The following is a 24,721-nucleotide window of genomic DNA, read 5'->3' as shown; positions in this document are numbered from 1 at the left end:
CCGGGTAGCCCTAGCGTGGTTACCCGGGAGGCAGCGAAATGACAACGGCCACGCAGCGGACACCCAACCCGTTCACCCAGAACGACTACGCCGCTCGAATGAGTCGAGTCGTGGACGAAGCCGTCGGAGCGGGACTCACCGGCGTCATCGTCGCGCCCGGACCGGACCTGGTGTGGCTGACCGGCTACCAGCCGACGGCCATCACGGAGCGGCTCACGCTGCTGGTGCTCACTGCCGATCGAGAACCCACGCTGGTGGTGCCGACGCTCGAGCGGCCCGATGCGGAGTCGGCGGAAGGCGCCGGCGCCGTCACCATGATCGACTGGGCCGACGGATCCGACCCCTACCCGTTGGCCGGAAGCCTGCTGCGAGCTGACGGCCGGTTCGGGATCTCGGACTCGGCCTGGGCCATGCACCTGCTCGGGCTGCAACAGGCGAGACCGGCGACGAGCTACCACGCGTTGAGCCAGGGCATGCCCATGATGCGTGCGGTCAAGGACGCCGACGAACTGGCGCGGCTGGCCATAGCAGGCGAGGCCGCCGACTCGACGTACCTGGAGATCATCCACCTGCGCTTCGCCGGCCGGCGCGAGACCGAGGTCGCGGCCGATCTGGCCAGGCTGCTCCGGGAGTTCGGCCATGAACAGGTCGACTTCACCGTCGTCGGATCCGGCCCCAACGGCGCCAACCCGCACCATGAGGCAGGAGAGCGGGTCATCCAACCCGGCGACGCGGTCGTGCTCGACTTCGGCGGCCTGATGCACGGGTACGGGTCCGACACCACGCGCACGGTCTGCGTCGGCGAGCCGAGCGCCGAGGTGCAGAAGGTGCACGACATCGTCAGGGCGGCGCAACAGGCGGCGTTCGAGGCCGTCCAGCCGGGCGTGCCGTGCCAGGAGATCGACCGCACTGCCCGGGCAGTCATCACCGACGCCGGCTACGGCGACCAGTTCATCCATCGCACCGGCCACGGGATCGGTGTGACCACCCACGAACCGCCTTACATGGTGGAGGGCGAGGAGCAGCCGCTCGAGCCCGGCATGTGCTTCTCCATCGAGCCCGGTATCTACCTGGCCGGCCGCTTCGGGGTCAGGATCGAGGACATCGTCACGGTCACCGAGAACGCCGGACGACGGTTCAACAACACGGACCACCACCTCCGCGTCGTCGAGTAGGAGCGGCCGTGGCCACTTCCCCGCAGGACGGCACGACGAGGGGTATGACCGTACGCGGCGCGGCGTTCCTCGGCATCGGGTCGATGGTCGGCGCGGGGATCTTCGCACTGCTCGGCGAGGCGGGCGCGGTCGCCGGCTCCGCTGTCTGGCTGTCCTTCCTCATCGCGGGCGTAGTGGCCGCCCTGCAGGGATACGCCGTGGCCAAGCTGGGCGCGCGGTACCCGTCGTCGGGAGGGATCGTCACGTTCCTGCTCCAGGGGTACGGTCGCGGGCACATCACCGCGGTGACCTCGTGGCTGCTCTACTTCGCCGCCCTCATCGTCACCGCGATGGTGGCGGTCTCGTTCGGGAGCTACGGATCGGCGCTCTTCTTCGACGACTCGACCGGCTGGGCCACGATCCTGACCATCGTGGTGGTGCTGGCCGTCGCGGTCATCAACATCGCCGGCGCGAGGTTCATCGACCGGGTGCAGAGCCTGATCGTCCTTGTCCTGTTGGCCGTTTTCGCGGTCTTCATCGTCGTCACGCTGGCGCAGCTCGACCCGGATCTGCTTGCCCCGTCGACCTATCCGCCGACGACGGACATCTTCTCCAGCGTCGCGCTGACCTTCTTCGCCTACCTGGGCTTCACGGTCATCAGCTTCACCGGCTCCGACCTGCCGCACCCGGAACGCAACCTGCCCCGGGCCATGTACCTCGCGCTGGGCGTCACCACCGCGCTCTACATCCTCATCTCGCTCGGCGTCTTCGGGACCCTCACGGTCCAGGAGGTCGTCGACAACGGCGAAACAGCCCTCGCGCTGGCCGCCAAGCCGGCACTCGGCGACGCCGGCTTCGCCATGATGGCCCTCGCTGCTCTGCTGGCCACCTCATCGTCAGTCAACGCCAACATCTACGCCGCCGCCGGCTCCACCGCGAAGCTGGCCGAGTCCGAGATGTTCCCGCCGGTCTTCGGCCAGCGCGCCCGGGTGGGCGGGACCCGCGGGCTGCTGATCTCAGTGGCGCTGATCCTGCTGCTGGGGATCTTCGTCGACCTGACCGCCATCGCGTCCCTGGGCAGCGTCGTGGCCCTGGGCATCTTCCTGGTGACCTCCGTCGCGGCCCACCGCCTCCGTGCGGAGACGGGATCCCGGGCGTGGGTCCTCATCGCCGGCATCACGCTGACGGCTCTGGTCCTCCTCGTCTTCGCCGTGCAGACCCTTCGGACCGCCCCCGAGACCTTCACCGCCATGATCGGCATCCTCGCGCTCGCCATCGGTCTCGACGCGGTCTGGAGCCGGATGCGGAGCCGTCGCAACCCGGTTCACGAGTGAGGTGACCGGGTGTCACCCTTTCATCCGCTGTGGATGATCCGCGTCCGACCGAAGATTCCTAGCCTGAGGCCACTAACCAGCGCTACATCGTGGCCAAGGGGGCGATGATGGTGTCGGAACTTGGAAGCACTCCTCTATCTTGTGGCTGGCCGCCCGGCCAGGGAGTCAGGACCGGTAGCAACTCCCTCAGAGTGTGGTTGCGATGAGCTCGGCAGACGTACCCGTCGAGCCACCTGCTGTGGCCACGGCCGCCAGGACCAAGGTCCCCGCCACCGCGTGGATCTCCTGGGTCGCGCTGGCGATGATGACGACCAGCTCGGTGGCCAGCCTCCGGGCGGCGCCGACGATGGCGGTCTACGGACTGGCCTGCGTCTTCTTGTACCTGCTCCCGGCCGTCGTGTTCCTGCTGCCCACCTCGCTTGTTTCCGCGGAGTTGGCGTCGGGTTGGGCGGGCGGGATCTACAACTGGGTCTCGGAAGGCATCTCGAAGCCGATGGGCTTTCTGGCGGTGTGGTGCCAGTTCGCGATGACGATCTTCTACTACCCGAGTCTCCTGGGGTTCGTGGCCAGCACCCTCGCGTACGTGTTCAATCCCGAGCTGGCCACTAGTGGTGTGTGGACCGCGGCGGTCATCATCGTCGTCTACTGGTCCGGTGTCTGGGTCTCCTCGCGCGGCACCAAGGGCGTGGCCGGCCTGGCCAGCGGCGGCCTGATCATCGGCACGCTGATCCCCGGCGTCGTGCTGGTCACCCTCGGCGTCGTCTTCCTCGGCCAGGGCAACCCGTCGGCCGCACCGATGACCGCGGACAACATTTTCCCTGTCTGGGCAGGGCTCTCGAGCCTCGTGCTCATCGTCAACAACTTCCTGTCCTACTCCGGCATGGAGATGAACGCGGTCCACGTGTCGTCGCTGAAGAACCCGGGCAAGGAGTTCCCGAAGTCGATATTCCTGGCCATGGGCCTGGTGCTGGCGATCTTCATCCTCCCCGCCTTGGCGATCAGCTGGATCGTCCCCGCCGAAGAGCTCTCCCTCACCGCCGGGGTGATGCAGGCCTTCGACGCCGTCTTCGCCAACTTCGGCTGGCAGTGGCTGACCCCGATCGTCGGGATCATGCTGGTCACGGCCTCTGTCGCCGGCATGCTGACCTGGCTGGCCGGCCCGTCCAAGGGCCTGCTGCTCATCTCCCGCCAGGAGGGCTACCTCCCGCCGTACCTGCAGCGCCTGAACAAGAACGGCGTCCAGCAGAACATCCTGGTCGTCCAAGGCCTGCTCACCACCGTGATCGGCCTCGCCTACGCGTTCATACCGGATGTGTCGAGCGCCTACTGGATCTTCTCGGTGATCACCACGCAGGTGTATCTGATCATGTACCTGCTGATGTTCGTCGCCGCGGTCCAGCTGCGCCGCAAACACCCGGACCACGCCCGTGGCTACCGCGCACCGATGCTCGTCGGAATGTGCGGCGTCGGGTTCGCGGCCTCGCTGGCGGCGTTGCTGGTCGGGTTCATCCCGCCCTCGCAGTTCTCCTCCGGCAACTCCGGCGTGTACTTCGCGATCGTCGCCGGCGGCGCCCTCGGCCTCGGCCTGCTCGTGCCTTTCCTGTTCTACCGGTTCCGCAAGGATTCATGGAAGCAGCCTGAGCCGGCGGGGGTGACGGAGTCATGAGCACGCCTGTCGAGACACAGACCGGTCACGAGCGCAGGACCATCTACATCGTCGTTGCAGTGGTCGTGGTGATCCTGCTGATCATCGGCCTGATCGCCTTCAGCTCCGCGAAGTCCACCCAGCAGGCCGAGCAGAAGGCTGACCAGTTCATCGCGGCCCTCCAGGCCGAGGGGGCGAGAACACCGACGCGCGACCAGGTCGTCAGGGTTCTGGGCGACGACGGAGGCGCGACCTGCGACAATCCGAACGACGCCCTCAGCCGCGGAATCCTGCTGTCGCTGCTGTCCAACGGCGCCGCCGGGCCGGGGATGCGCCCCGTGATCGCGGACAGCCGGGTCGTCAAAGGCCAGCTGTTGATCATCAAGATCTACTGCCCGGACGAACTGCAGGACTTCCAGAAGTTCGTCGACGACCTCAAGACCGACGACGTCGCGGGGTGAGTGGAGATGGAACTGCGCACCCGGATCGCGGAGCTGATGCCGCAGGCTCGGGACGAGCTCACCGAGCTCGTCGCGATCAAGTCCGTGGCGGATCCCCGCCAGTTCCCTGCTGAGGAATGCGAGCGCGCCGCGACCTGGGTGCTGGACAAGTTCAAGGAGCTGGGATTCTCCGACGCGAACCTGCAGGAGACGGCGGACGGCAGTCGCGCCGTCGTCGGGTCGCGGCCGTGCTCGGATCCCAGCGCTCCCACGGTGCTGCTTTACGCCCACTACGACGTCCAGCCACCACTCGACGACGACGCCTGGCGCACGCCGCCGTTCGAGCTCACCGAGGTGGACGGTCGCTGGTACGGCCGCGGAACCGCCGACTGCAAAGGCAACATCGTCATGCATCTCACGGCGCTGCGTGCGCTCGGTGAGCAGGTGCCGGTGAACCTGAAACTCGTGGTCGAAGGTTCCGAGGAGCAGGGGACCGGCGGGCTCGAGGCGTTCGTGCCTGACCACGCCGAGCTGCTCCGCGCGGACACGATCCTTGTCTGTGACACCGGCAATGCGGCCGTCGGCCACCCGGCGGCCACGGTGAGCCTGCGCGGAATGGTGAATGTGGTCGTGACTGTCGAGGCGCTCGGCTCCGAGGTCCACTCCGGCATGTTCGGCGGCCCTGCCCCGGACGCACTCGCGGCCCTGGTCGCGATGCTTGCCAGTCTGCGCGACGAGCAGGGCAACACCACGATCAAAGGGCTGGACAACACCCAGACCTGGTCGGGCGAGCCCTATCCGCCCGACCAGTTCCGCCGCGACGCGACGGTGGTGGAGGGCGTCTCCTTGTCGGGGGACGGCAGCGTCTCGGACATGCTGTGGGCGCGGCCGGCGGTGACCATCCTGGGCATCGACTGCCCTCCGGTGGTCGGGTCGGCGGCGGCCATCGTGCCGAGGGCGGCGGCGCGGCTGAACCTGCGCATCCCGCCGGGCGTCAACCCGGATCGGGCCGGGACCAGCCTGATCGACCAACTTCAGGCGGCTGCTCCCTGGGGCGTCCGGGTCAGCACGAAGATCGAGGCGGCCGGAGCGCCGTTCAAGGCCGAGATCAACGGGCCCGCCTATGCAGCCATGGCGACGGCGATGCAAGAGGCATACGGCACACCGATGACCACGCTGGGACAGGGCGGATCCATCCCGCTGTGCAACGTGTTCGCGGACACCTACCCCGGGACCGAGCTCATCCTGATCGGCGTGGAGGAACCGCAGGCACTCATCCACGCGCCGAACGAAAGCGTCGACCCGAACGAGCTCGAAGCCATGGCACTGACCGAAGCCCTCTTCCTCCAGCGCTACGCGACCATGGGCCCTGCGAGCAAGGCTGACGACTAGGAGGTCCTCCGCGGAGGCTCTACCCCGCCTCAGGTGGTCTGCGAGAGGGCCACCGACAGGCCGATCGCGAGCGCCATCACCACGAGTTCGCCGATGACGAGTTGCCAGAACCGGGGGCCGGGTTCGATCAGGTTGACGACTACCTGTCGGCGGTGGATCCAGCCGCCGATGATCAGCACGACGAACGCGACCGTCTTGGCGAGCAGCAGCCCGCCGTACGCGTCGGAGGTGAGGACGTCGAGCACCGTGTCGTAGCCGCCACCCTTGGCCGCGAGGCGACCGGCCGCGCTGATCACCCCGCTGAGCAGTACTGCGATCGACGATGCGAGGGCAACTTGGCTGTAGCGCTCCAGCACGAGAGGCAATCCGTTGCGGCTGGCCCGCCCGTACCGGACCAGGCCGGCCAGTCCCCCGACCCAGGTGGTCGCCGCGATGACGTGGATGACCAGAGCGGCGCCGGCGAGTACGACGTACGACTCGTTGCGGGGGTAGGCGGTCAGGGCCGGTGGGATCAGCGCGGCGATGGCCACCAGTACTCCGAGGCCGGCGGCCGAGGAGGTCTGCACGCGGCGGATGCCGATCGCCAGCGCGACCACCAGGATGCCGGTGATCAGCAGCGCCTTCACCTCGGGCACACCGAGCGCGTCGTCCAGCCGGAGCCGGAGCAGAGTGACGGGGGTGTCGAGCAGGATCGCCGCCGTCACGATCGCCCCCGCGAACGCGGAGACGGCCCAGATGATCGCGGAGTTGCTCGCGTCGCGGATCGCCCGGCGGCCTTGCAGCCCGAGCGGACCACCGTCAGTGCGCAGCAGCACCACCGCGGCCAGCAGGGCGCCGGCGCAACCGACCGTCGCCATCGTGGAGAGCAGCCGGAAGAACGGCAACAGCCAGTCGATGAAGACGCCCGGCCCACCGATCGCCAGCGGGTCCGCCTGCGGTTCGCTGCCGGCCGCGTACAGGCCGACGACCAGCGCCACCGCGGCCACCAGCACCGCGCTCGCGCCACCCGCGACCAGACGTCCGGGCATCCGGTGCCGGGCGGCGCGGGTGGCGGTCACAGAGCGATCCCGCCCTCGGCACCTTCGTTGAACACGCGCACACTATAGGTGAGCTATCTAACAGTGTCCCGCCACGACACCATCTCGTGACCCTGGTGTCGCAAACGGTTGCTTCGGCGTGACTTTCGGCAATCGCGGCGGGCAGGCTGTTGCCCCCGGCACCGACCTGGTTCGGGCCTTATTTCGGCTGCGATGCGCCGTTCTCGGCCTCGGTCTTCGCCTCGGCCTCGGGTTGCGCGTCGGCTTGGGCCTGGTCAGTCGTCGGCGCCTGACCGGGGCGGTGGGGTGGGGTCGGCATCTGCACAGCAGCGCCAGCCTGGTCCGCTGAGCTGTCCGTGGTCGGCGGGGCGTCGGACGGTGCTTGGTCGCGCGCACCAGCGTCCGGGTCGAAGTCGATCTTCTTCAACTGCTTGCCCATGTTGCGCCACAGCAGCACCGTGGCGGCACCGAGCGCCAGCACGATCAGCAGCGCGACCCAGCCCGGCTTGACCGAGTTCGGGTCGATCTCTGTCGCCGGCAGCTTGATGCTCAGAAGATGGGTCGTCGCTTTCACCACGCCAGTGTCTCACCGTCCCGCCCCGCCGTCAGCGCAGCCCCGCGAAGAGGTCGTCCTCAGGCAGTTCCGACTCCACCAGACTCCGGGCCAGCTCGTAGTCCTCGGTCGGCCAGGCCGCCTGGTGCACCTCCAGCGGTACGGCGAACCACGCGCCCTCCGGGTCGATCTGGGTCGCGTGCGCGAGCAGCGCCCGGTCCCGCACCGCGAAGTACTCCGAGCACTCCACCCGGGTGGTGATCCGGCGCTCGTTGTCCGGGTCGGGCTTCCAGTCCTTCAGCCGGTCGGCGTACGGCGACTCCAGGCCGCGGGCCAGCATCGCGTCGTTCAGCGCCTTCATCCGCTCGCGGTGGAAGGTGTGGTGGTAGTACAGCTTCAGCGGCTGGTACGGCTCCCCGAGCTCCGGGTACGCGTCCGGGTCCCCGGCCGCCTCGAACGCTGCCACGGTGATCTGGTGGCACATCACGTGATCCGGGTGCGGGTAGCCCCCGTTCTCGTCGTACGTCGTGACGACCTGCGGGCGGAACTCGCGGATCAGCTTCACCAGCGGGGCGGCGGCGTCCTCGACCTTGAGCGAGGCGAACGAGCCTTCCGGCAGCGGCGGCAGCGGGTCACCCTCGGGGAAGCCCGAGTCGACCCAGCCGAGCCACTCCTGCCGGATGCCGAGGATCTCCCGGGCGGCGTCCATCTCCTGGCGGCGGATCTCGCTGATGTTGGCCAGCACGTCCGGGCGATCCATGTTCGGGTTCAGGATCGAGCCGCGTTCTCCACCGGTACAGGTGGCGACCATCACATCGACGCCCTCGGCGACGTACTTGGCGGTCGACGCGGCGCCCTTGCTGGACTCGTCGTCGGGGTGAGCATGGACATGCAGCAGGCGAAGATCGTCAGTCACAAGAGACAATGGTCCTCCAAGCCCGAGGAGAACCAGTGACCGACCCACACCCGGCCGTGCGAACCGACAGCGCGCAGGCCGCTCTGGACGCCCGCTACGGACGGACCGGCCGCCGCCGCAGGCCGCTGGTCCTGGCTGTCATCGGCACCCTGGTGCTGGTCGGACTGGTCTGGCTGCTGTGGGTGGCGTTCGTCCAGTCGAACCCGCCGGTGTCCTCGCGGCTGCTGGGCTTCCAGATCACCTCGCAGACCTCGGCGAACGTGACGATCCAGGTGGACCGGAGCAAGTCGGTCGAAGCGGCCTGCCGGCTGCAGGCGAAGGCCGCGGACTTCTCGATCGTGGGCGAGATCACCGTGATGGTGCCGGCCGACTCACCCCGTCAGCAGACGGTCACCTCGACCCTGACGACGCAGCGCGCGGCGACGTCCGTAGTACTGGTCGGCTGCACCACCGCCGACGCGCACCGGCCGAACTGACACCGAAGTCAACGCCCGGGCCGGTTAGCTCCGGCCACCTCGGTGGTCTACAAGTGGTCTAACGATTGGTCTCATCACTGGTCTTGCCGCTGCAACCGATTGCTGACCGGCGTCACGCAAGCGTTTGCCAAGCTGCTGAGCGGGCAAAGAACTGTGGGGTTCTGGGGCCGATCTTGCTACGCTCAGTGGATTGGTCGCCGTCGACGACGGCGGCCTGAAGCTTTTCTACCCATCCCATCGACAAAGGAGCAGCCCGTGACGCAGAAGATCGACGAGGACAGCGTTGTCTGGCTGACGCAGGATGGTTTTGACCAGCTGAAGTCCGAGCTCGAGGACCTGAAGGGTCCCGGCCGGGCCGAGATCACGCAGCGGATCAGCGACGCCCGCGACGAGGGCGACCTCAAGGAGAACGGCGGCTACCACGCCGCCAAGGACGAGCAGGGCAAGATGGAGGCGCGGATCCGGCAGCTGGAGGACATGCTGCGCCGCGCCCGCGTCGGCGAGACCCCGAAGCGCGGTGGCGCCGTCGAGCCCGGTATGAAGGTCTCGATCAAGTTCGCCGGTGACGACGACGTCGAGACGTTCCTGCTCGGCTCCCGCGAACTCCTCGCCCTGGACTCCTCGGTGGACATCGACGTCTACTCGCCGCAGTCCCCGCTCGGCGCCGCCATCCTGGGCAAGAAGAAGGGCGAGAAGGCGACCTACGAGGCGCCCAACGGCAAGCCGGTGACGGTAACGATCGTCGCCGCGGTCCCCTTCAAGGGCTGACCAACCAGACACCCCACCCCGGCTCCCCCGCTTGGGGGGCCGGGGTGGTTGTTTCTCCCGGTACTACGAACGCCCACCGCCGGCGCCCCCTCGCGTCCCCCGCGCGGCTATCCCATGCCGACTGGCCGGCGTAGCTTCCATCCTGCTCTCGGGCTCAGTGGGCGGTTGAGCTTCTGTATTTGCGGACGGCCAAGGGGGCGAAGACGGCGATGATGGCGGTGCACCAGATCAGGCTGAGCCAGACCGGGTGCTGCGCCGGGAAGCCGTCGGGGCTTGCGAAGGGTGATGGGTTGCCGAAGAGGTGTCTGCAGGCGGCGACGATGGAGGAGATCGGGTTCCACTCGGCGATCGGTTGCAGCCCGCTCGGCAGATTCGGGGTCGGCACGAAGGCGTTCGACAGGAACGTCAACGGGAACAACCAGATCAGCCCCGCCGAGGCGGCCACCTCGGCGCTACTCACCGACAGGCCGATCAACGCACCCACCCACAGCATCGCGAACGCGAACAGCAACAGGATCGCGAACGCCGCCAGCGCCTGCCCGAATCCCTTGTGCCAGCGCCACCCGACGATGAACCCGCAGATCACCATCACCAGCATCACGAAGGCGTTGAACACCACGTCCCCGATCACCCGCCCGGCGATCACCGCGGACCGCGCCATCGGCAGCGACCGGAACCGGTCGATCAGCCCCTTCGCCATGTCGTCGGCCAGCCCGACGCTCGCCGACGCGACCGCGAACGCCATCGTCTGCGCGAAGATCCCGGCCATCAGGAACTCGCGGTACGCCCGCGGCCCGGGGAAACCCGGGATCGGGATCGCGTTGCCGAACACGTACGCGAACAGCAGCACGAACATGATCGGCTGGATCGTCGCGTAGATCAGCATGTCCGGCGTCCGCGGGATCCGCTTCAGCGTCCGCCAGGCAAGGATCCCCGCGTCCGTCACCGCCTGGCCCGAGGAGTTCTGCTTGACCTGCGTGTCCGTCGCGCTCATGCCTCCACCTTCTTCCCCGCCGGCTTCCCGGCCGCCTCGTCCGATACCGGCTCCACGTTGTCCGCCGCGTGTCCGGTCAGCGTCAGGAACACGTCATCCAGCGTCGGCCGCCGCAACCCGATGTCGGCGATCCGGATCCCAGCCCCGTCGAGCGTCCTGATCACCTCGACCAGCGCGCTCGAACCACCCGGCGCCGGCAGCGTGAGCCGTTTGCTGTGCTTGTCGAGCGTGGTCGCCTCCGGGTCGGTCACCTCCAGCGCGGCCGTGAGCAACTCGAGCGCGCGATAGGTCTCGTCCTGGTCCTGCACGATCACCTCGATCCGCTCTCCGCCCACCTTGTTCTTCAGCTCGTCCGCCGTACCTCGGGCGATCACCGAGCCGTGGTCGACCACCACGATGCTGTCGGCCAGCTCGTCGGCTTCCTCGAGGTACTGCGTGGTCAGCAGGATGGTGACTCCCTCGCTGACCCGGTCGCGGATGATCTGCCACAGGTCGAGGCGGCTGCGCGGGTCGAGCCCGGTGGTCGGCTCGTCGAGGAACAGCACCTTGGGATGGGCGATCAGCGAACCCGCCAGGTCGAGCCTGCGTCGCATCCCCCCGGAGTACGTTTTCAGGATCCGGTCGGCGGTGTCGGTGAGGTCGAAGGTGTCGAGCAGTTCCTCGGCCCGTTGTTTCGCCTGCTGGCTGCTCAGCTGGTAGAGCCGACCGAACATCCACAGGTTCTCCCGGCCGGTCAGCAGTTCGTCGACGGCCGCGTACTGCCCCGACAGGCCGACCAGGGCCCGGACGGTGTCGGCTTCCTTCACCACGTCGTGGCCGAGCACCCGGGCCGTGCCCGCGTCGGGTGCCATCAGGGTCGTCAGGACCCGGACCGCTGTCGTCTTACCTGCTCCGTTGGGTCCCAGCAGGCCGAGCACGCTGCCTTCCGGAACCTCCAGATCGATGCCGTCGAGGGCTTTGACCGTGGTCTTCCTGGTCCTGAACGTCTTCACGAGGCCGGTCGCCTCGATAGCAGCCATTCCAGCCGCCCCTTCCTGGATCCCCGCCGGACTGTGATTAGGGGCCATCGTGGACCACTCCGCCGACAGTTTCGACGGGTTTTCACCCGCGATGCCCGGTAAGTACGCTAGCAGTTATATAAGCTCATGCCACTATTTAATTGCAGACTCAAACCTGAGTGGCCTCGACTCAACTTTATTGACATTGAGTCGACAAGGCTCAACTCTGCGGTCTACCGTCCCCGCATGACTTCAGGCCAAGGCATCCTGAGCCACCCCGACTTCCGGCGCCTGTGGACGGCCGACCTGCTGAGCCAGCTGGGCATCCGCCTCGGCATGACCGCCGCTCCCCTGCTCGCCGTCATCACGCTGAACGCCACCACCCTGCAGGTCTCGCTGCTGCGCACCTGCGAGACCGCCGCCTGGCTGCTGCTGGGATTGGTCGCCGGCGCGTGGATCGACCGGATGCGGTGCCTCCCGGTCCTCGTCATCGCGGATCTCGGCCGGGCTCTGCTCTTCGCCTCGATCCCCGTCGCCGCCTGGTTCGGAGTACTGACCTTGACCCAGCTGTACGTCGTACTGGGGTTGGCCGGGCTGCTCACGGTGATGTTCGACGTGGCGCACAACGCCTACCCGCCGAGGTTGCTCGCGCCCGAGCAGTTGCTGCCTGCCAACGCCAAGCTAGCGGGCAACCACTCGATCGCGGCGGTGGTCGGCGCCGGAGCAGGCGGATTCCTGGTCCAGTGGCTCACCGCCGCGGTGACGCTCGGCCTGAACGCCGTCACCTTCCTCTGGTCAGCGCTCTGGCTCCGCTCGATCCGTACTCCGGAACCGCGGCCGGCGCCGGCGGAACGGCCGGATCTGCGGCGCGAGATCGGCGAGGGGCTGCGCTATGTGTTCGGTCACCCGTTGCTGCGGCCGATCGTGCTGAACACGACCACCACCATGCTGTTCCAGGCTGCGAGCGGCGCCGTGATGATCGTCTTCCTGGTCCGGGAGATCCACCTCTCCCCCAGCGCCATCGGTCTGCTCAGCATGATCGGCCTGCTCGGCGCGCTGGTCGCGTCGTGGTTCACCGAACGACTGAGCGCCTGGCTGGGCGATGCCCGCGCGCTGCTCATCGCCTCGGTCGGTATCGGTGTCGCCTTCACGCTCCAGGCTCTGACCGGCCCGGGCTGGCAACTCGTCTGGTACGTCGCGGCGACCCTGCTGGCCGCGATCTGCATCATCGTCGCCTACATCCTGCAGATGAGCATCCGCCAGCGCCTCTGCCCACCCGAGCTCCAGGGCCGGGTCACCGCCACGATGAGCTTCGTGAGCTGGGGATCCGCCCCCATCGGCAGCCTCCTGGGTGGCATCACCGCCACCCTCCTAGGCCTCCGCCCCACGATCTGGCTCGCCGGCCTCGCCACCCTCCTCGGCACCGCCTGGCTCTTCTTCTCCCCACTCCGAACCCTCCGGTCCATCCCCGCCCCCATCCCACCCCAACCCGCCGACGTCGAGCCTCCGCCTGCCATCCACTGAAGCCCCGCTGCCGAGCGAAGGCGTACTTGTCGTTCGGCCTCGTCTGGCTGGGTTCGCGGACGATCGGCGAGGTCAGTCGGTGGTCGACGTTCGGTCGATGATGGCGTCCGGACGTGCACCACTCACCAACTCCTGAAACGCGTACCGGGTGGAGCGGTCTGAGCGTCGCCCCGGGGTGCGTTGTGGGGTTGGTGAGTGGTGCGGATCCGATCAGTCGGAGATGATCTGGGCGGCGCCTACCAGGACCTCCACGTCCAGGGCGGCTCGGCCGCGGCCGATCTCGACGTCCTTGCTCTGGCCGTTGACGGCGCCGGTCCAGGTGACACGGCCGAGCTGGGCCTCGGTGTGGACGCGCACGTCGGAGCCTCGGCGCAACGTCACGTTCGCGGAGCCGGACTCGACCCGGACGCGAGAGCGGCCCTTGGTGATCTGGGCGTCGAGGTTCGCGGAACCCGCCTGGACGAGCAGGTCGATCGGGCCGTCGACGTCGGTCACCTTCGCGGTACCGGCGGTGACGCGGACCCGGGTCAGGCCGGGCAGGCGCTCGGCGACGACGCTGCCGCCGGTCACCTCGATCTCCACCTGGAGGGCCGGGTTGACGCGGATCGAGAGTTCCTTGGCGAGACCGTTCACGTGCGACTTCAGGTTGGTCGGGTTGCGCAGCATGCTGAAGCCGTCGATCGAGACACCCATGTCGCCCTCGCTGCTGATCGCGAGGGTGTCGCCGTCGCGCTTGATCACGTGCGGACCGTCGACCGCGACGCCATTGATCGCCGGCTCACCGATCAGCCGGACCCGGCGCCCGATCGCGCGGATCGTCACGCGCTGCACGCCGGCCGGTACCGGCACATTGCTGTGCTCAGCCTCGACGTCCTCCGCCTCAGCCGGCGCATCGTCAACCACACTGTCCTGTACTCCGCTCCCCTGTCCGACAGCGTCTCCGGCCGAGCCTGGCCCGGCTGGTCCCTGCGGGGCCGAGGGCACCTCGCTCGAAGCCGATCCAGCTCCCGCCGGCGCATCCGTGGCCGCCGACGTGGAGGCTGAGCCGGCGTCGGCCGAGTCGGCGTCCGCGATGTCCGGGGAGTCGACGACGTCGGCCCACACCGAAGCAGACGGAGCATCGTCGGCCGCAGCACCCTGACCAGCCGAGTCCGGCTGCGCAGTACCGGACGGGCTGTCGCCGGCGTTGGCGTCGGGAGTGGTGGCGTCGGAGGTGGTGGCTGCGTGGCGGGGGGTGGTGGGGGTGGAGAGGGCGGCGATCAGGGTCGCGGCTTCGTCGCTGGACAGGTGGCCTCGGGCTACCCGGTCGAGGATGTCCTTGACGCGGCTGTCGTGGTCGCTCTGGTTACTCTGATCGCTCATGCCCCCAGTCCAGCACCCGGACGGGTCGAAACCAATCGGGGATAGCCCCGAACTCCCCCGCTCATCCCTGATCGGCAGCCGGAATGCAGCAGTGCGGGTCACGGCGCCGGGCGGAAGTCGCGGGTGATGGTGCGCAGGAGGGGTTGGCTGGAGGCCCACTGGGAGTCGGGAGTGGACCAGTAGATGCCGTAGGCCTGGGTCGGACTGGTGATGACACCGCGGTTCAGGACGTGCTGGCGGCCGCTGCGGACGGCATAGGTGAACTCCCAGTCGGCGGCCTTGCGGAAGTAGTCGACCGGTTCGATCCGGATGCGGCGGTAGTCGTCGTAGGTGTCGCGGCGAGCCTGCTCCTGCTGACGCCAATCGGCGACCGGGTCCGGCTTCGGGGAGTCGGTCTGGTCGATCAGCAGGAGGCGCGAGCCACCCGGCTCCCTGAAGTAGACGCGTCCGTTCTGCCGTTCCACCGTCCAGTTGCTCGGCACCGGCAAGGAGAACCCCGTCGGATCGGTGTGCCGCCTGAAGCCGGCGGGCAGGGCCGGCGGTTCGGTGCTCGACTGAGAAGGCTTGCGAGTGTTCGACGGTGCCGACGTGGGTGGTGGGCTGCTGGAGGAAGGCGGTGGGCTGGTACGGCTGGAGGGGGCGTTGCTTCCCGATCCAGATGGAGTACTGCGGGGCGCCTGTGAGGTGGATCCACCACCGGGCCTGGTGGCTGTGGTCTGAGGTGACTGCGTCTGGTTGTCGTCGTTGGGCTTGAACATGGCCCAACCGACCAGGACACCACCGATTACCAGGCATGCGACCAGGGCAGCCACAACCTTCGGAACCCATCGGCGATCACGCGATGACGGTTGCCCGGAAGGCGTCGCCGGTACCGACTGCTCGTCGCGCAGCGCCAAGACGAGCAAGCGGACCGCGGCCGGGGCGGTCAGGCGGTCGGCAGGGTCCTTGCGGAGAAGGCCTTCCAGGATCGGCCAGAGCGGACCAGCTCGCAGGGCGGGATCAGGAGCCTCGGTGACAGCCGCGGTCAGGGTCGGCAGCGCGCTCCCACGATCGTGCGGCGGTCTTCCCTCCACCGCGGTGTAGAGCGTGGCTCCCAGCGACCACAGATCCGACTCCGGCCCGGCGCTCTTCGCCTTCACGCGCTCCGGGGCGATATACGCCGGCGACCCCACCAGCGTGCCCGATTGGGTCAGGGACGAATCGCCTTCCAGCGTTGCGATCCCGAAGTCGGTGAGCACCACTCGATAGCGGTCAGCGAGCAGTACGTTGCTGGGTTTCACGTCGCGATGCAGTACCCCGACCGCGTGCGCCGCCTGCAGCGCGGCGAGCATCTGCAGGCCGATCTCCGCGACCCGGCGTACCGGCAGTGGGCCGTCCTCCCGGACTACGTCGGCCAACGTGCGGGACCGCACCAGCTCCATCACGATCCAGGGCCGCCCTTCCTCCTCGACCACGTCGTACATGGCGACGACGTTGGGGTGGCTGAGCTGGGCGGCGGAGCGGGCCTCGCGGAGGGTGCGCCGGCGAAGTACTGCGCGTTCCTCGTCCGGTAGCTCCGGCGGCAGCAGGATCTCCTTCACCGCCACCTCGCGCCCCAGTAACTCGTCGCGAGCGTGCCAGACGACGCCCATCCCGCCACGCCCCAGCGATCCGAGCAGTCGGTACCGCCCCGCCAGGAGGAGACCCTTTGCCGCCGCGCCCGCCATCGTCAGCAACGCCTCCCGGCGGGGAGGATCACTAGGGCGGTAGAAGAGCTCACAGCCTGTACTCCGATCGGGCGGCGTCGTTCGCTCCTGGTGCCCAGCACCGCCGTCCGCCACACGTGGGGTCACAGCCGAGAACAGCATGGCGCGCCAGTCGGACAGAGCTGAGAACAGCAGTGCGGGTCACGGCGGAGTAGCCCGTGACCCGCACTGCTTCTCTATGACTTCACGACTCGAGGAGCCGGTTGTGGTTTGTGCCGAGTGGAGCGATCAGGCGGCCGGGGACATCTCCTCCTCGGCCAGTTCCTCCTGGACCGCGTTCAGCTCGGCGGCCTCGGCCGAAGCCTCGGCGCGACGCTGCTTGAGGCCGCGAAGACCGGCGAGCCCGATCAACAGACCGGCGAGCGTGATGCCGGTGACGACCACGAGGGCCGGCTTGTACGACGCCAGCACGCTGCTGGGAGTGGAGGCGCCCCCGGTCTGGCCCCCGATCACAGCGGTAGTGACGGCGAGGACGATCGCGCCGCCGACCTGGCTGGAGGTGTTGAACAGGCCGGACGCGAGCCCCTGCTCGTTGTCGTCCACCCCGTTCGTGGCCTGCATGTTCAGCGCCGGGAAGGTGATCGCGAAGCCCAGGCCGATCAGCACGATGGTCGGCATCACCGTGGCGACGTAGTCCGACGACGTACCGATCCGCAGGAAGAGCGCGTAGCCGACGACGAACAGCGCCATCCCGATCGCGACCATCCGTTCGGTGCCGATCCGGTCGGCGACCTTGCCCGCGTTCGGCGACAGGAAGGCGACCAGCAGGCCGGCCGGCAGGAAGCCCAGCGCGGTCTCGAACGACGACCAGCCCAGCAGGTTCTGCAGGTACAGGGTGCCGATGAACTGGAAGGCGACGTAGGCGCCGAACACGGTCATGATGGCGAGGTTCGCCCGCCGCAGGTTTGCCTTGCGCAGGATGCCGAGCCGGACCAGCGGGTGCTTGGAGTGGCGTTCGATCAGCACGAACGCGGTCAGCAGCGCGGCCGCCAGGACGAACAGGCCGATCGTGCGGACCGAGGCCCAGCCGGCGCCCTCGGCCCCGACCACGGCGAACACCAGCGTCAGCATGCCGGCGGTGACCGTCACGGCCCCCGGTACGTCGTACCCGCCGGCGGAGTCGTCCCGCGGGCTGTTCGGGATCAGTTTGAGCGCGAAGGCCAGCACGATCAGGGCGACCGGGCCGGGCATCAGGAAGGTCCAGCGCCAGCCGACCTCGGTCAGCAGGCCACCGAGGATCAGGCCCATCGAGAAGCCGCTGGCGGCGCAGGTGGTGAAGATGCTGAGCGCCCGGTTGCGGTCCGGACCCTCGTGGAAGGTGGTGGTGATGATCGAGAGCGCGGCCGGCGCGGTGAACGCGGCGGCGATGCCCTTCACGAACCGCGCGGCGATGAGCAGTTCGGGGTTGGTGGCCAGGGAGCTCAGCATCGAGACCACGGCGAACACGGCCAGCGCGATCAGGAAGACGCGACGGCGGCCGAGCAGGTCGGCGGTCCGGCCGCCGAGCAGCAGCAGGCCTCCGTAGCCGAGCACGTAGCCGGTCACGACCCACTGGAGTGAGGAAAGGGAAACGCCGAGGTCGGCGCCGATGGAGGGCAACGACATGCCCACCATGGACACGTCCAGGCCGTCGAGGAAGATCACGCCGCAGACCACCAGGAGCGCGCCCCACAGGCGCGCGTCCCAGGTCAGGCGGGTCGGTGCGGTTGGTTGCGTTGTGTCTGTCACAAGAAGAGAGCTTTGCATGCACGTGCATCTAATGTCTACTCATTAATTGCGTTTGCATTAAATTTACATGCATGATAACGTCGCGCTCATGACCGAGACGAAGGTCAGCGCTGGGACTGGTGAGATCAGCGCCGACGTCCGCGAGTGGCGCCAGTTGCTGGCCCGCCATGCGGATCTCACCTGCGCGCTGGACCGCGAACTGCAATCAGGCCACGAACTGGGCATGAGTGAGTACGAAGTGCTCGAGCGGCTGGCGGAACTGCCCGAGCAGTCGGCCAAGGTCCAGCAGATCGCCAAGTCGGTGCACCTGAGCCAGAGCGCCCTCTCCCGGGTGATCGGCCGCCTGGAGACCGCCGGACTGGTCGAGCGTCACATGTGCCCGGAGGACCGCCGCGCGATCAACGTCCGCCTCACGGACGACGGCCTGCTCCGGCAGACGGAGGCCCAGCCCACCCAGCGCCGCGTCCTCGCCGAGCGCCTGCATGCTCCGCTGACCAAGACCTGCGACGCCCCCACTCTCTGACCGGGCGCTCCTCAGTTCAGCGTGTACGTGTACCCGTTGTCGCTCAGGCTCGCCAATACCCGTTCCCGGTGATCCTCACCGCGGGTCTCGAGCTGCAACGCCACCTCGACCTCGTCCAGGTTCAGCGTCTCCGAGATGCGTTCGTGCAACACCTCGATGATGTTCGCATCCACCTCCGCCAGCCGGGACAGCAGTGTCGCCAGCCCGCCCGGGGTGTCGGGGATGCGCACCCTGAGCGACATGTAGCGACCGCCGGCGGCCATGCCGTGCCGGATCACCCGCATCAGCAGCAGCGGATCGATGTTGCCACCGGACAGGACCACCACGACAGGGGGTTTGAAACGTGCCGGCTCGTCCAGTACTGCGGCCACGGCGGCCGCACCTGCTGGTTCCACCACCAGCTTGGCCCGTTCGAGGATCAGCAAGAGGGCCTCGGACAACGAATCCTCATCGACCGTGCGCACCTCGCTGACGTGCCGCTGGATCGTCTCGAAGGGGACCGTCCCGGGCAGGCCGACCGCGATCCCGTCAGCCATCGTCGCCATCTGCTCGAGCTGCAGCGGCTCACCCGCCGCGAGCGACGCCGGGTAGGCGGCAGCTCCCTTGGCCTGCACCCCGACCACCTCGATCGGCATCCCGTCGCGCTGCGTCGCCAACGCGATCCCCGCGATCAGCCCGCCACCACCGGTCGGTACGACGACCGTCCGGACCTGCGGGCACTGCTCCACGATCTCCAGCCCGGTGGTCGCCTGCCCGGCGACGATGTCCTCGTGGTCGAACGGGTGGATCAGGATCGCCCCGGTCTCGGCCTCGAACTCGTGCGCCGCCTTCAGGCAGTCGTCGATCGAGGTACCGGCGAAGCGGATCTCGGCCCCGTACGCGCGGGTCGCCTTCTCCTTCGGGATCGGCGCGCCGTGCGGCATGAACACCGTCGCCTTGATCCCGAGCAGTTGCGCGGCGAGCGCGACACCCTGCGCGTGGTTCCCTGCGCTGGCAGCGACCACGCCGCGGGCCCGGTCCCTCTTGGACAGCCGGGCCATCCGGACGTACGCGCCGCGCAGCTTGAACGACCCGGTCCGCTGCAGGTTCTCGCACTTCAGGAACACGTCGCCGCCGACGAGCTCGCTCAGCCAGCGGGAGTACTCCAGCGGTGTAGGCGCGACCACGTCGTGCAGCAGGTTCGCTGCCCTGGCGATGTCCGCCGCGGTGATGCTCACCCGCTCACACTACGACCGCAACCGGTTAGGTTGTGCGGCATGACACTGCAGACACGCGCCTTCGGGTCTACCGGTATCGACGTCAGCGTGATCGGGCTGGGAGCGTGGCAGCTCGGGCGGTCCGCGAGCTGGCCGACCGGTCCCGACCCGGACGAGGCGGTGCGGATCGTGCACGCCGCGCTGGACGCCGGCGTGAACTTCCTGGACACCGCGCCCGCCTACGCAGACGGCCAGAGTGAGCTCAACCTGGGGCGGGCACTGAAGAGCGTTCCCCGCGACAAGTTCGTGCTCTGCACGAAGGTCGGCCCCACCCACGACGGCCGCACCGACTGGTCGGTCGGCGCGATCGCGTCGTCGGTCGAGGGCAGCGCGGAGCGGATGGGCGTCGACTACATCGACTTCGTGATCCTGCACAGCCCGCCGGCGGACGTGTTGAACAGCGCCGAGCACTACGAGGCGCTCGAGACGCTGCGAGCCAAGGGGTTGATCCGCGCCTATGGCGCGTCGGTCGACTACGACCGCGACGTCCGCACGGTGCTGACCGACACCGATTCACAGGTCCTCGAAGTACGGATGTCCGCCCTCTACCAGGAGACCTGGCCGGCGGTCTCGGAGGCGGCCGCGCGGGGCGCCGGGGTCATCGTGAAGGTCCCGCTCGAGTCTGGCTGGCTCTCGGGTCGCTATGGCGCGGACAGTACGTTCGACGACGTACGGGCTCGCTGGTCCACCGACGATGTCGCGCTGCGGGCCGGTCTGGTCAACGAGTTGCGCGGGCTGCTGCCGTCGGGCCTGAGCCTCGTCGACGCGTCGCTGCGGTTCCTGCTCGCCAACGACAGCGTGTCGACCGTCATCCCGGGGACCCGCTCGGTCGAGCACCTGCAGACCAGCATCGCCGCTGCCGCCGAGCCGCTGCCTGCCGCCACGGTCGAGGCGATCCAGGCCTGGTACGCCGACCGCCTCGGCGAGCGGCATCTGGACTGGTGAGCCCACGGAGCCTCTGCTGGATCCCGCCAATGAGGAGATCTCCTTGAAGGTCACGGCTGTGGTGGTGCGTCCGCAGGACGAGGCTGTACTCCTGCTGCCGTCGGGACTTCCGCGGGTGGAGCTTCCGGAAGGGTTCTGGTTCCCGGACGTCGAGACGCCGTTGCGTGCTTTCCACACGGAGCTCGGTCTCGACGCCGACGTGCTGGTGTGCCTCGACAGACAGCCGGGCGCGACGGCCTACCTGCTGGAAAGCGTCGGCGCGATCCCGTCGGATGCGCACTGGGTCGCGGATGTCGACGATCCACTGGTCACCGCGGCGCGGGAGCACCTCGCGCTGCCGTCCGACCACCCGGTCACGCCGCTGTGGACGAAACCCGGCTGGTACGCCGACGCGCTCGGCTGGATCGACGAGCAACTCGGCGCGGCGGGATCACCACGGACCGGCGTACCGGTTCAGGTGCGGTCGTGGGGGCTGTCGAACGTACTGCGGTGTCCGACCGCGACGGGTGACGTCTACTTCAAGGCGCTCGCGCACTCCAGCACGATCCGGCCCGCGCGGGTGGACCCGTTGCCGTTGCTGTTCGCGCATGAGCCGCTGCTGCTGAGGCGGCTCGCTGACGATCGGCCGGGGTCCGTGCCGGAGCCTCTTGCGATCGACGAGAAGCAGGTGTGGATGCTGCTGCCGGATCTCGGGCCGCCGCTCGCCACCGAGCCGAAGGTCGAGGTGTGGATCGACTCGCTGCGGGGTCACGCCCGGTTGCAGCGCAGCTATGCGGATCAGGCCGATCGGCTGCTGGAGTTCACCTGCGTCGACCGACGGCTCGCAGTACTGGACGGGGAGATCGACCGGCTGTTCGGGCCGAACCCAGCCACCGAGCGACTCGAAGCTGCCGAGCGGGCGCGCTTGCCGCGGCGTGCGAACGAGTTGCGTGAGGCAATCACCGAGCTCGCGGCGATCGGCGTACCCGAGACGCTGCTGCACGGTGATCTGCACCCGCGGAACCTCGCCGTACGCGACGGATCGGTGCTCGCCTTCGATTGGACGGACGCGGCGGTGTCGCACCCGTTTCTCGACCTCGTGACCTTCGTCGAGAAGCGCTCGCCGATCTCGGAGGATCCCCGGCTGACAGACGCCTATCTCGCCGAGTGGGAGGAGTATGCCGCGCCGGCCGACCTGCGCAGAGCGCTCGCACTGGCCCAGGAACTCGGCGCGCTGCACCAGGTGATGACCTCGCTCCACCTGCCGGATCACCTGTCGGGGCCGAGCGCCGAGGCGATGATCGACGGCGCGTACTGGTGGCTCCGCAGCCTCGTCAGTTGAGGACTCGCATGAGCAGGAGTTGCCTCACTTGAGGAGGAGTTTGCCGAGGCGGCGGGAGGCGACATACATGCCGGCTGTGCCCATCGCGACGAGGTACAGGGCGTTGATCACCAGGGTCCAGCTGACGTTGCCGGTGGTGAAGGCGCGTTCGAGCGCGACGCCCTGGTAGAGCGGGGTGATCTCGACCAGCCAGCGGATCCAGTCGGGGTACGTCTCGACCGGATAGAAGGTGGCCGAGAAGAGGAACATCGGGATCGTCGCGAGCTGGACGAACTCGAAGTCCTGCCAGCTCCGCATGAAGGTGGTCAGCGCCATCCCCGCGCCGGCGAACGCGTACCCGATCAGCACCGACGCCGGCAATGCCAGCAGGGCCCACCAGGACTCGACCAGGCCCATCACGAGCATCACCAGGATGAACATGGCCGAGTAGCAGGCGCCGCGCAGCAGCGCCCAGGTCACCTCGCCGGTCGCGACGTCCCACGGTCTGAGCGGCGTGGCGAGCATCGAGTCGTACAGCTTGGCGTACTTCATCCGGAAGAAGATGTTGTACGTCGAGTCGAAGATCGCGCCGTTCATCGCGGAGCTCGCGAGCATCGCCGGAGCCACGAAGGCGGCGTACCCGATCACGGTGCCGTCGGACAGCGTGAAGTCGCCGACCAGCTGGGCGACGCCGATACCGATCGAGAGCAGGTAGAACACCGGCTCGAAGAAGCCGGACACGAAGACGATCCAGGACCGCTTGTAGACCAGGAAGTTCCGCTCGACCAGCTGCCGCCCGTTACCGGGGCGGAGCGGGACCGGGAGCACCCGGGCGGTGAGTGTCGCCATCAGCTGATCAACCTCCGGGTCAGGCCGCGCACCGCGAACCAGGTGCCGACGGCGAACCAGGCGGCGAGATAGGCGAGATTGCCGAGGGCCGGCAGCAGCTCGACCGTGTTCAGGCTCAGGTCACGGGACAGCTCGACCGCGTGCCACAGCGGGCTCAGGTACGCCAGCCACTCGATCCAGTTCGGCAGCTGGGAGACCGGGAAGAACGCGCCGGAGAACAGGAAGGCCGGAACCACCCCGAAGCGGTAGATCATCGCGAACCCGGAGTCGTTGTCGAGTCGGGTCGCCACCGCGCAGACCGGCGCGGACGCGGCCATCCCGACCAGCAGGGCAACCGGCAGCCCGAGCAGTCCCAACGGCGAGGCGAGCCCACCGAACGCGGCGATCACCGCCGTGAACACCGCGCAGGTGGTGAACACGCGGAAGGCGATGAAGGCGAGCTGCCCGTACATCACGTCGGCCGGGCGCAGCGGCGTCGCGATCATCGAGAAGTAGAACTTCTGCCACTTGATCCCGCCCATCACCGGGTAGGTCGACTCCCCCACGGCGATCTGCAGCGCGGTCGCCGCGAGCAGTCCGGGCGCGATGTACTGCAGGTAGCTGACGCCGCCGAGCGCGCCCGTCCCGTTCTCGTCGACGAACGAGCCCAGGCCGATCCCCATCGCGGCCAGGTAGAGCAGTGGCAGCAGGAAGCTGCTGACCAGGCTGCCCTTCCAGGTGCGCTTGTAGACGGTCGCCCAGTAGTCGAACTGGCGGCGGCCGTTCTCGATCGCGGTGACGCTCATCAGTCGACCAAAGTCCGGCCGGTGAGCCGCAGGAAGACGTCCTCGAGGGTGGACCGGCGTACGAGCACGGCCGCAGGCTCCAGCCCGCGCTCATGCACCGCCGCGACCGCCCGCTCACCGTCGTCGGTGTAGAGCAACAGCCGATCAGGCAGTACTTCGATGCGCTGGGCGAGGTCCTCCACCTTGCCGGCCAACGCGTCGTGGTCCGCGGACATCACGTCCGGGCCGAACCGCAGCTCGGTCACCTCGCGCGTCGAGTAGTCGCGGATCAGCTCGGCCGGTGATCCCTCGGCCGCGATCCGGCCGCCGTCCATCACCACCAGCCGGTCGCACAACTGCTCCGCCTCGTCCATGTAGTGCGTGGTGATGATCAGGGTCACGCCACTCTGCTTCAGCCGGAACAGCTTGTCCCACAGCAGGTGCCGGGCCTGCGGGTCGAGCCCGGTGGTCGGCTCGTCGAGCAGCAGCAGGTCGGGCTTGCTCACCAGCGACCGCGCGATAGTCAGCCGCCGTTTCATCCCGCCGGACAGCTCGTCGACCTTCTCCTTGGCCTTCTCCGTCAGCGCGACGAAGGTGAGCAGCTCGTCGGCCCGCTCCCGGCACTCCGCCCGGCTGAGCCCGAAGTACCGGCCGTAGACCGTCAGGTTCTCGTGCACGGACAGCTCGGTGTCGAGCGTGTCGTCCTGCGGGCACACCCCGAGCCGCGCCCGGATCACCGGCCCGTCCGTGGCCGGGTCCATCCCGAGGATCCGCAGCACCCCGCCACTGATCGGCGACACCGCCCCGATCATCCGCATGGTCGAGGACTTGCCCGCGCCGTTCGGCCCGAGAAACCCGAAGGCCTCCCCTTTCCGGACGTCCAGGTCGATCCCCGCAACCGCCTCGAAGTCCCCGTAGGACTTCCGCAGCCCACGAGCACGCACCAAGGACTCCCGCTGATCATCCACACCAGGACACTAGACGCCCCTCCCGACAATTCTCTTGTGCTTTTGAGCAC

23 protein-coding genes are annotated in these 24,721 nt (G+C 68.4%); 11 read left to right on the top strand and 12 right to left on the bottom strand.

Features of this window, described 5'->3' with window-relative positions:
• Window positions 1-38 precede the first annotated feature (38 nt).
• From EV648_RS12305 to EV648_RS12285, 5 genes are all read left to right on the top strand, one after another.
• The gene (locus EV648_RS12305; RefSeq protein WP_132289387.1) at window positions 39-1,175 is read left to right on the top strand and encodes an aminopeptidase P family protein; all 1,137 of its coding nucleotides are present in this window, start codon (window positions 39-41) and stop codon (window positions 1,173-1,175) included.
• 8 nt (window positions 1,176-1,183) lie between these two features.
• On the top strand, window positions 1,184-2,488 hold the full coding sequence (locus EV648_RS12300; protein WP_199234562.1) for an APC family permease: 1,305 nt from the start codon (window positions 1,184-1,186) through the stop codon (window positions 2,486-2,488).
• A 202-nt stretch (window positions 2,489-2,690) separates the two neighbouring features.
• Window positions 2,691-4,154, top strand: a complete 1,464-nt coding sequence (locus EV648_RS12295) for an APC family permease (RefSeq protein ID WP_132289384.1) — start codon at window positions 2,691-2,693, stop codon at window positions 4,152-4,154.
• Window positions 4,151-4,594, top strand: coding sequence for a hypothetical protein (locus EV648_RS12290; RefSeq protein ID WP_132289381.1), 444 nt, complete (start codon window positions 4,151-4,153; stop codon window positions 4,592-4,594). The genes EV648_RS12295 and EV648_RS12290 overlap by 4 nt, the downstream gene beginning before the upstream one ends.
• A 6-nt stretch (window positions 4,595-4,600) precedes the next feature.
• On the top strand, window positions 4,601-5,965 hold the full coding sequence (locus EV648_RS12285; protein ID WP_132289378.1) for a dipeptidase: 1,365 nt from the start codon (window positions 4,601-4,603) through the stop codon (window positions 5,963-5,965).
• A 29-nt stretch (window positions 5,966-5,994) separates the two neighbouring features.
• On the opposite strand, the gene EV648_RS12280 is transcribed toward EV648_RS12285, so the two are convergent.
• The 3 genes from EV648_RS12280 to mca all read right to left on the bottom strand — a co-directional run bounded on the left by EV648_RS12280 (window position 5,995) and on the right by mca (window position 8,471).
• On the bottom strand, window positions 5,995-7,023 hold the full coding sequence (locus EV648_RS12280; protein WP_132289375.1) for a copper resistance D family protein: 1,029 nt from the start codon (window positions 7,021-7,023) through the stop codon (window positions 5,995-5,997).
• A gap of 178 nt (window positions 7,024-7,201) precedes the next feature.
• A complete protein-coding gene (locus tag EV648_RS42560) occupies window positions 7,202-7,576 on the bottom strand; it encodes a hypothetical protein (RefSeq protein WP_158293974.1) in 375 nt (124 codons plus the stop codon).
• A gap of 31 nt (window positions 7,577-7,607) precedes the next feature.
• Entirely contained in the window at window positions 7,608-8,471 is an 864-nt protein-coding gene (gene mca, locus EV648_RS12270; protein WP_132289369.1) for a mycothiol conjugate amidase Mca, read from the bottom strand.
• 35 nt (window positions 8,472-8,506) lie between these two features.
• On the opposite strand from mca, the gene EV648_RS12265 reads away from it, so the two are divergent.
• Together EV648_RS12265 and greA are read left to right on the top strand one after the other, a co-directional pair.
• Window positions 8,507-8,947: a DUF4307 domain-containing protein gene (locus tag EV648_RS12265; protein WP_241995075.1), complete on the top strand. Its 441-nt coding sequence runs from the start codon at window positions 8,507-8,509 to the stop codon at window positions 8,945-8,947.
• A 255-nt stretch (window positions 8,948-9,202) separates the two neighbouring features.
• A complete protein-coding gene (gene greA / locus EV648_RS12260; RefSeq protein ID WP_132289363.1) occupies window positions 9,203-9,715 on the top strand; it encodes a transcription elongation factor GreA in 513 nt (170 codons plus the stop codon).
• A gap of 154 nt (window positions 9,716-9,869) precedes the next feature.
• Here greA and EV648_RS12255 read toward each other — a convergent pair whose 3' ends face one another.
• Both EV648_RS12255 and EV648_RS12250 read right to left on the bottom strand, forming a co-directional pair.
• The gene (locus EV648_RS12255) at window positions 9,870-10,709 is read right to left on the bottom strand and encodes an ABC transporter permease (RefSeq protein WP_132289360.1); all 840 of its coding nucleotides are present in this window, start codon (window positions 10,707-10,709) and stop codon (window positions 9,870-9,872) included.
• Complete coding sequence (locus EV648_RS12250; protein WP_132289357.1) at window positions 10,706-11,728, bottom strand: ATP-binding cassette domain-containing protein; 1,023 nt, start codon at window positions 11,726-11,728, stop codon at window positions 10,706-10,708. The genes EV648_RS12255 and EV648_RS12250 overlap by 4 nt, the downstream gene beginning before the upstream one ends.
• Window positions 11,729-11,953: 225 nt before the next feature.
• On the opposite strand from EV648_RS12250, the gene EV648_RS12245 reads away from it, so the two are divergent.
• The gene (locus EV648_RS12245; RefSeq protein ID WP_132289354.1) at window positions 11,954-13,231 is read left to right on the top strand and encodes an MFS transporter; all 1,278 of its coding nucleotides are present in this window, start codon (window positions 11,954-11,956) and stop codon (window positions 13,229-13,231) included.
• Between the two features lie 210 nt (window positions 13,232-13,441).
• Here the strand turns inward: EV648_RS12245 and EV648_RS12240 are convergent, their stop codons facing one another.
• The 3 genes from EV648_RS12240 to EV648_RS12230 all read right to left on the bottom strand — a co-directional run bounded on the left by EV648_RS12240 (window position 13,442) and on the right by EV648_RS12230 (window position 18,066).
• Window positions 13,442-14,593 (bottom strand): hypothetical protein, encoded by a 1,152-nt coding sequence (locus EV648_RS12240; RefSeq protein WP_132289351.1) that lies wholly within the window; start codon window positions 14,591-14,593, stop codon window positions 13,442-13,444.
• 98 nt (window positions 14,594-14,691) lie between these two features.
• Window positions 14,692-16,299: a serine/threonine-protein kinase gene (locus tag EV648_RS12235; RefSeq protein WP_132289348.1), complete on the bottom strand. Its 1,608-nt coding sequence runs from the start codon at window positions 16,297-16,299 to the stop codon at window positions 14,692-14,694.
• 267 nt (window positions 16,300-16,566) lie between these two features.
• Window positions 16,567-18,066 carry an MFS transporter gene (locus EV648_RS12230; protein ID WP_241995074.1) on the bottom strand — a complete coding sequence of 500 codons (1,500 nt, stop codon included), beginning with the start codon at window positions 18,064-18,066 and terminating at the stop codon, window positions 16,567-16,569.
• Between the two features lie 88 nt (window positions 18,067-18,154).
• Here EV648_RS12230 and EV648_RS12225 point away from each other — a divergent pair, with 88 nt between their 5' ends.
• Entirely contained in the window at window positions 18,155-18,589 is a 435-nt protein-coding gene (locus EV648_RS12225; RefSeq protein ID WP_132194480.1) for a MarR family winged helix-turn-helix transcriptional regulator, read from the top strand.
• Window positions 18,590-18,600: 11 nt separating this feature from the next.
• On the opposite strand, the gene ilvA is transcribed toward EV648_RS12225, so the two are convergent.
• Window positions 18,601-19,806 (bottom strand): threonine ammonia-lyase, encoded by a 1,206-nt coding sequence (gene ilvA, locus EV648_RS12220; protein ID WP_132289342.1) that lies wholly within the window; start codon window positions 19,804-19,806, stop codon window positions 18,601-18,603.
• 39 nt (window positions 19,807-19,845) lie between these two features.
• Here ilvA and EV648_RS12215 point away from each other — a divergent pair, with 39 nt between their 5' ends.
• Window positions 19,846-20,790, top strand: coding sequence for an aldo/keto reductase (locus EV648_RS12215; RefSeq protein WP_241995072.1), 945 nt, complete (start codon window positions 19,846-19,848; stop codon window positions 20,788-20,790).
• 43 nt (window positions 20,791-20,833) lie between these two features.
• Entirely contained in the window at window positions 20,834-22,111 is a 1,278-nt protein-coding gene (locus EV648_RS12210) for an aminoglycoside phosphotransferase family protein (RefSeq protein WP_158293973.1), read from the top strand.
• Between the two features lie 24 nt (window positions 22,112-22,135).
• On the opposite strand, the gene EV648_RS12205 is transcribed toward EV648_RS12210, so the two are convergent.
• Genes EV648_RS12205 through EV648_RS12195 form a run of 3 tightly spaced genes read right to left on the bottom strand, consistent with a single transcriptional unit; the run spans window position 22,136 to window position 24,671 of the window.
• Window positions 22,136-22,939 carry an ABC transporter permease gene (locus EV648_RS12205; RefSeq protein ID WP_132289336.1) on the bottom strand — a complete coding sequence of 268 codons (804 nt, stop codon included), beginning with the start codon at window positions 22,937-22,939 and terminating at the stop codon, window positions 22,136-22,138.
• The gene (locus EV648_RS12200; protein WP_132289333.1) at window positions 22,939-23,724 is read right to left on the bottom strand and encodes an ABC transporter permease; all 786 of its coding nucleotides are present in this window, start codon (window positions 23,722-23,724) and stop codon (window positions 22,939-22,941) included. The genes EV648_RS12205 and EV648_RS12200 overlap by 1 nt, the downstream gene beginning before the upstream one ends.
• Window positions 23,724-24,671 (bottom strand): ABC transporter ATP-binding protein, encoded by a 948-nt coding sequence (locus EV648_RS12195; RefSeq protein ID WP_132289330.1) that lies wholly within the window; start codon window positions 24,669-24,671, stop codon window positions 23,724-23,726. Before EV648_RS12195 ends, EV648_RS12200 begins: the two co-directional genes overlap by 1 nt.
• Window positions 24,672-24,721 lie beyond the last annotated feature (50 nt).

Source organism: Kribbella sp. VKM Ac-2568 (assembly GCF_004345365.1).
GTDB lineage: Bacteria > Actinomycetota > Actinomycetes > Propionibacteriales > Kribbellaceae > Kribbella > Kribbella orskensis.
Note: the sequence above shows the minus strand (reverse complement) of the source record. Positions and strands in the feature narration are given on the sequence as shown.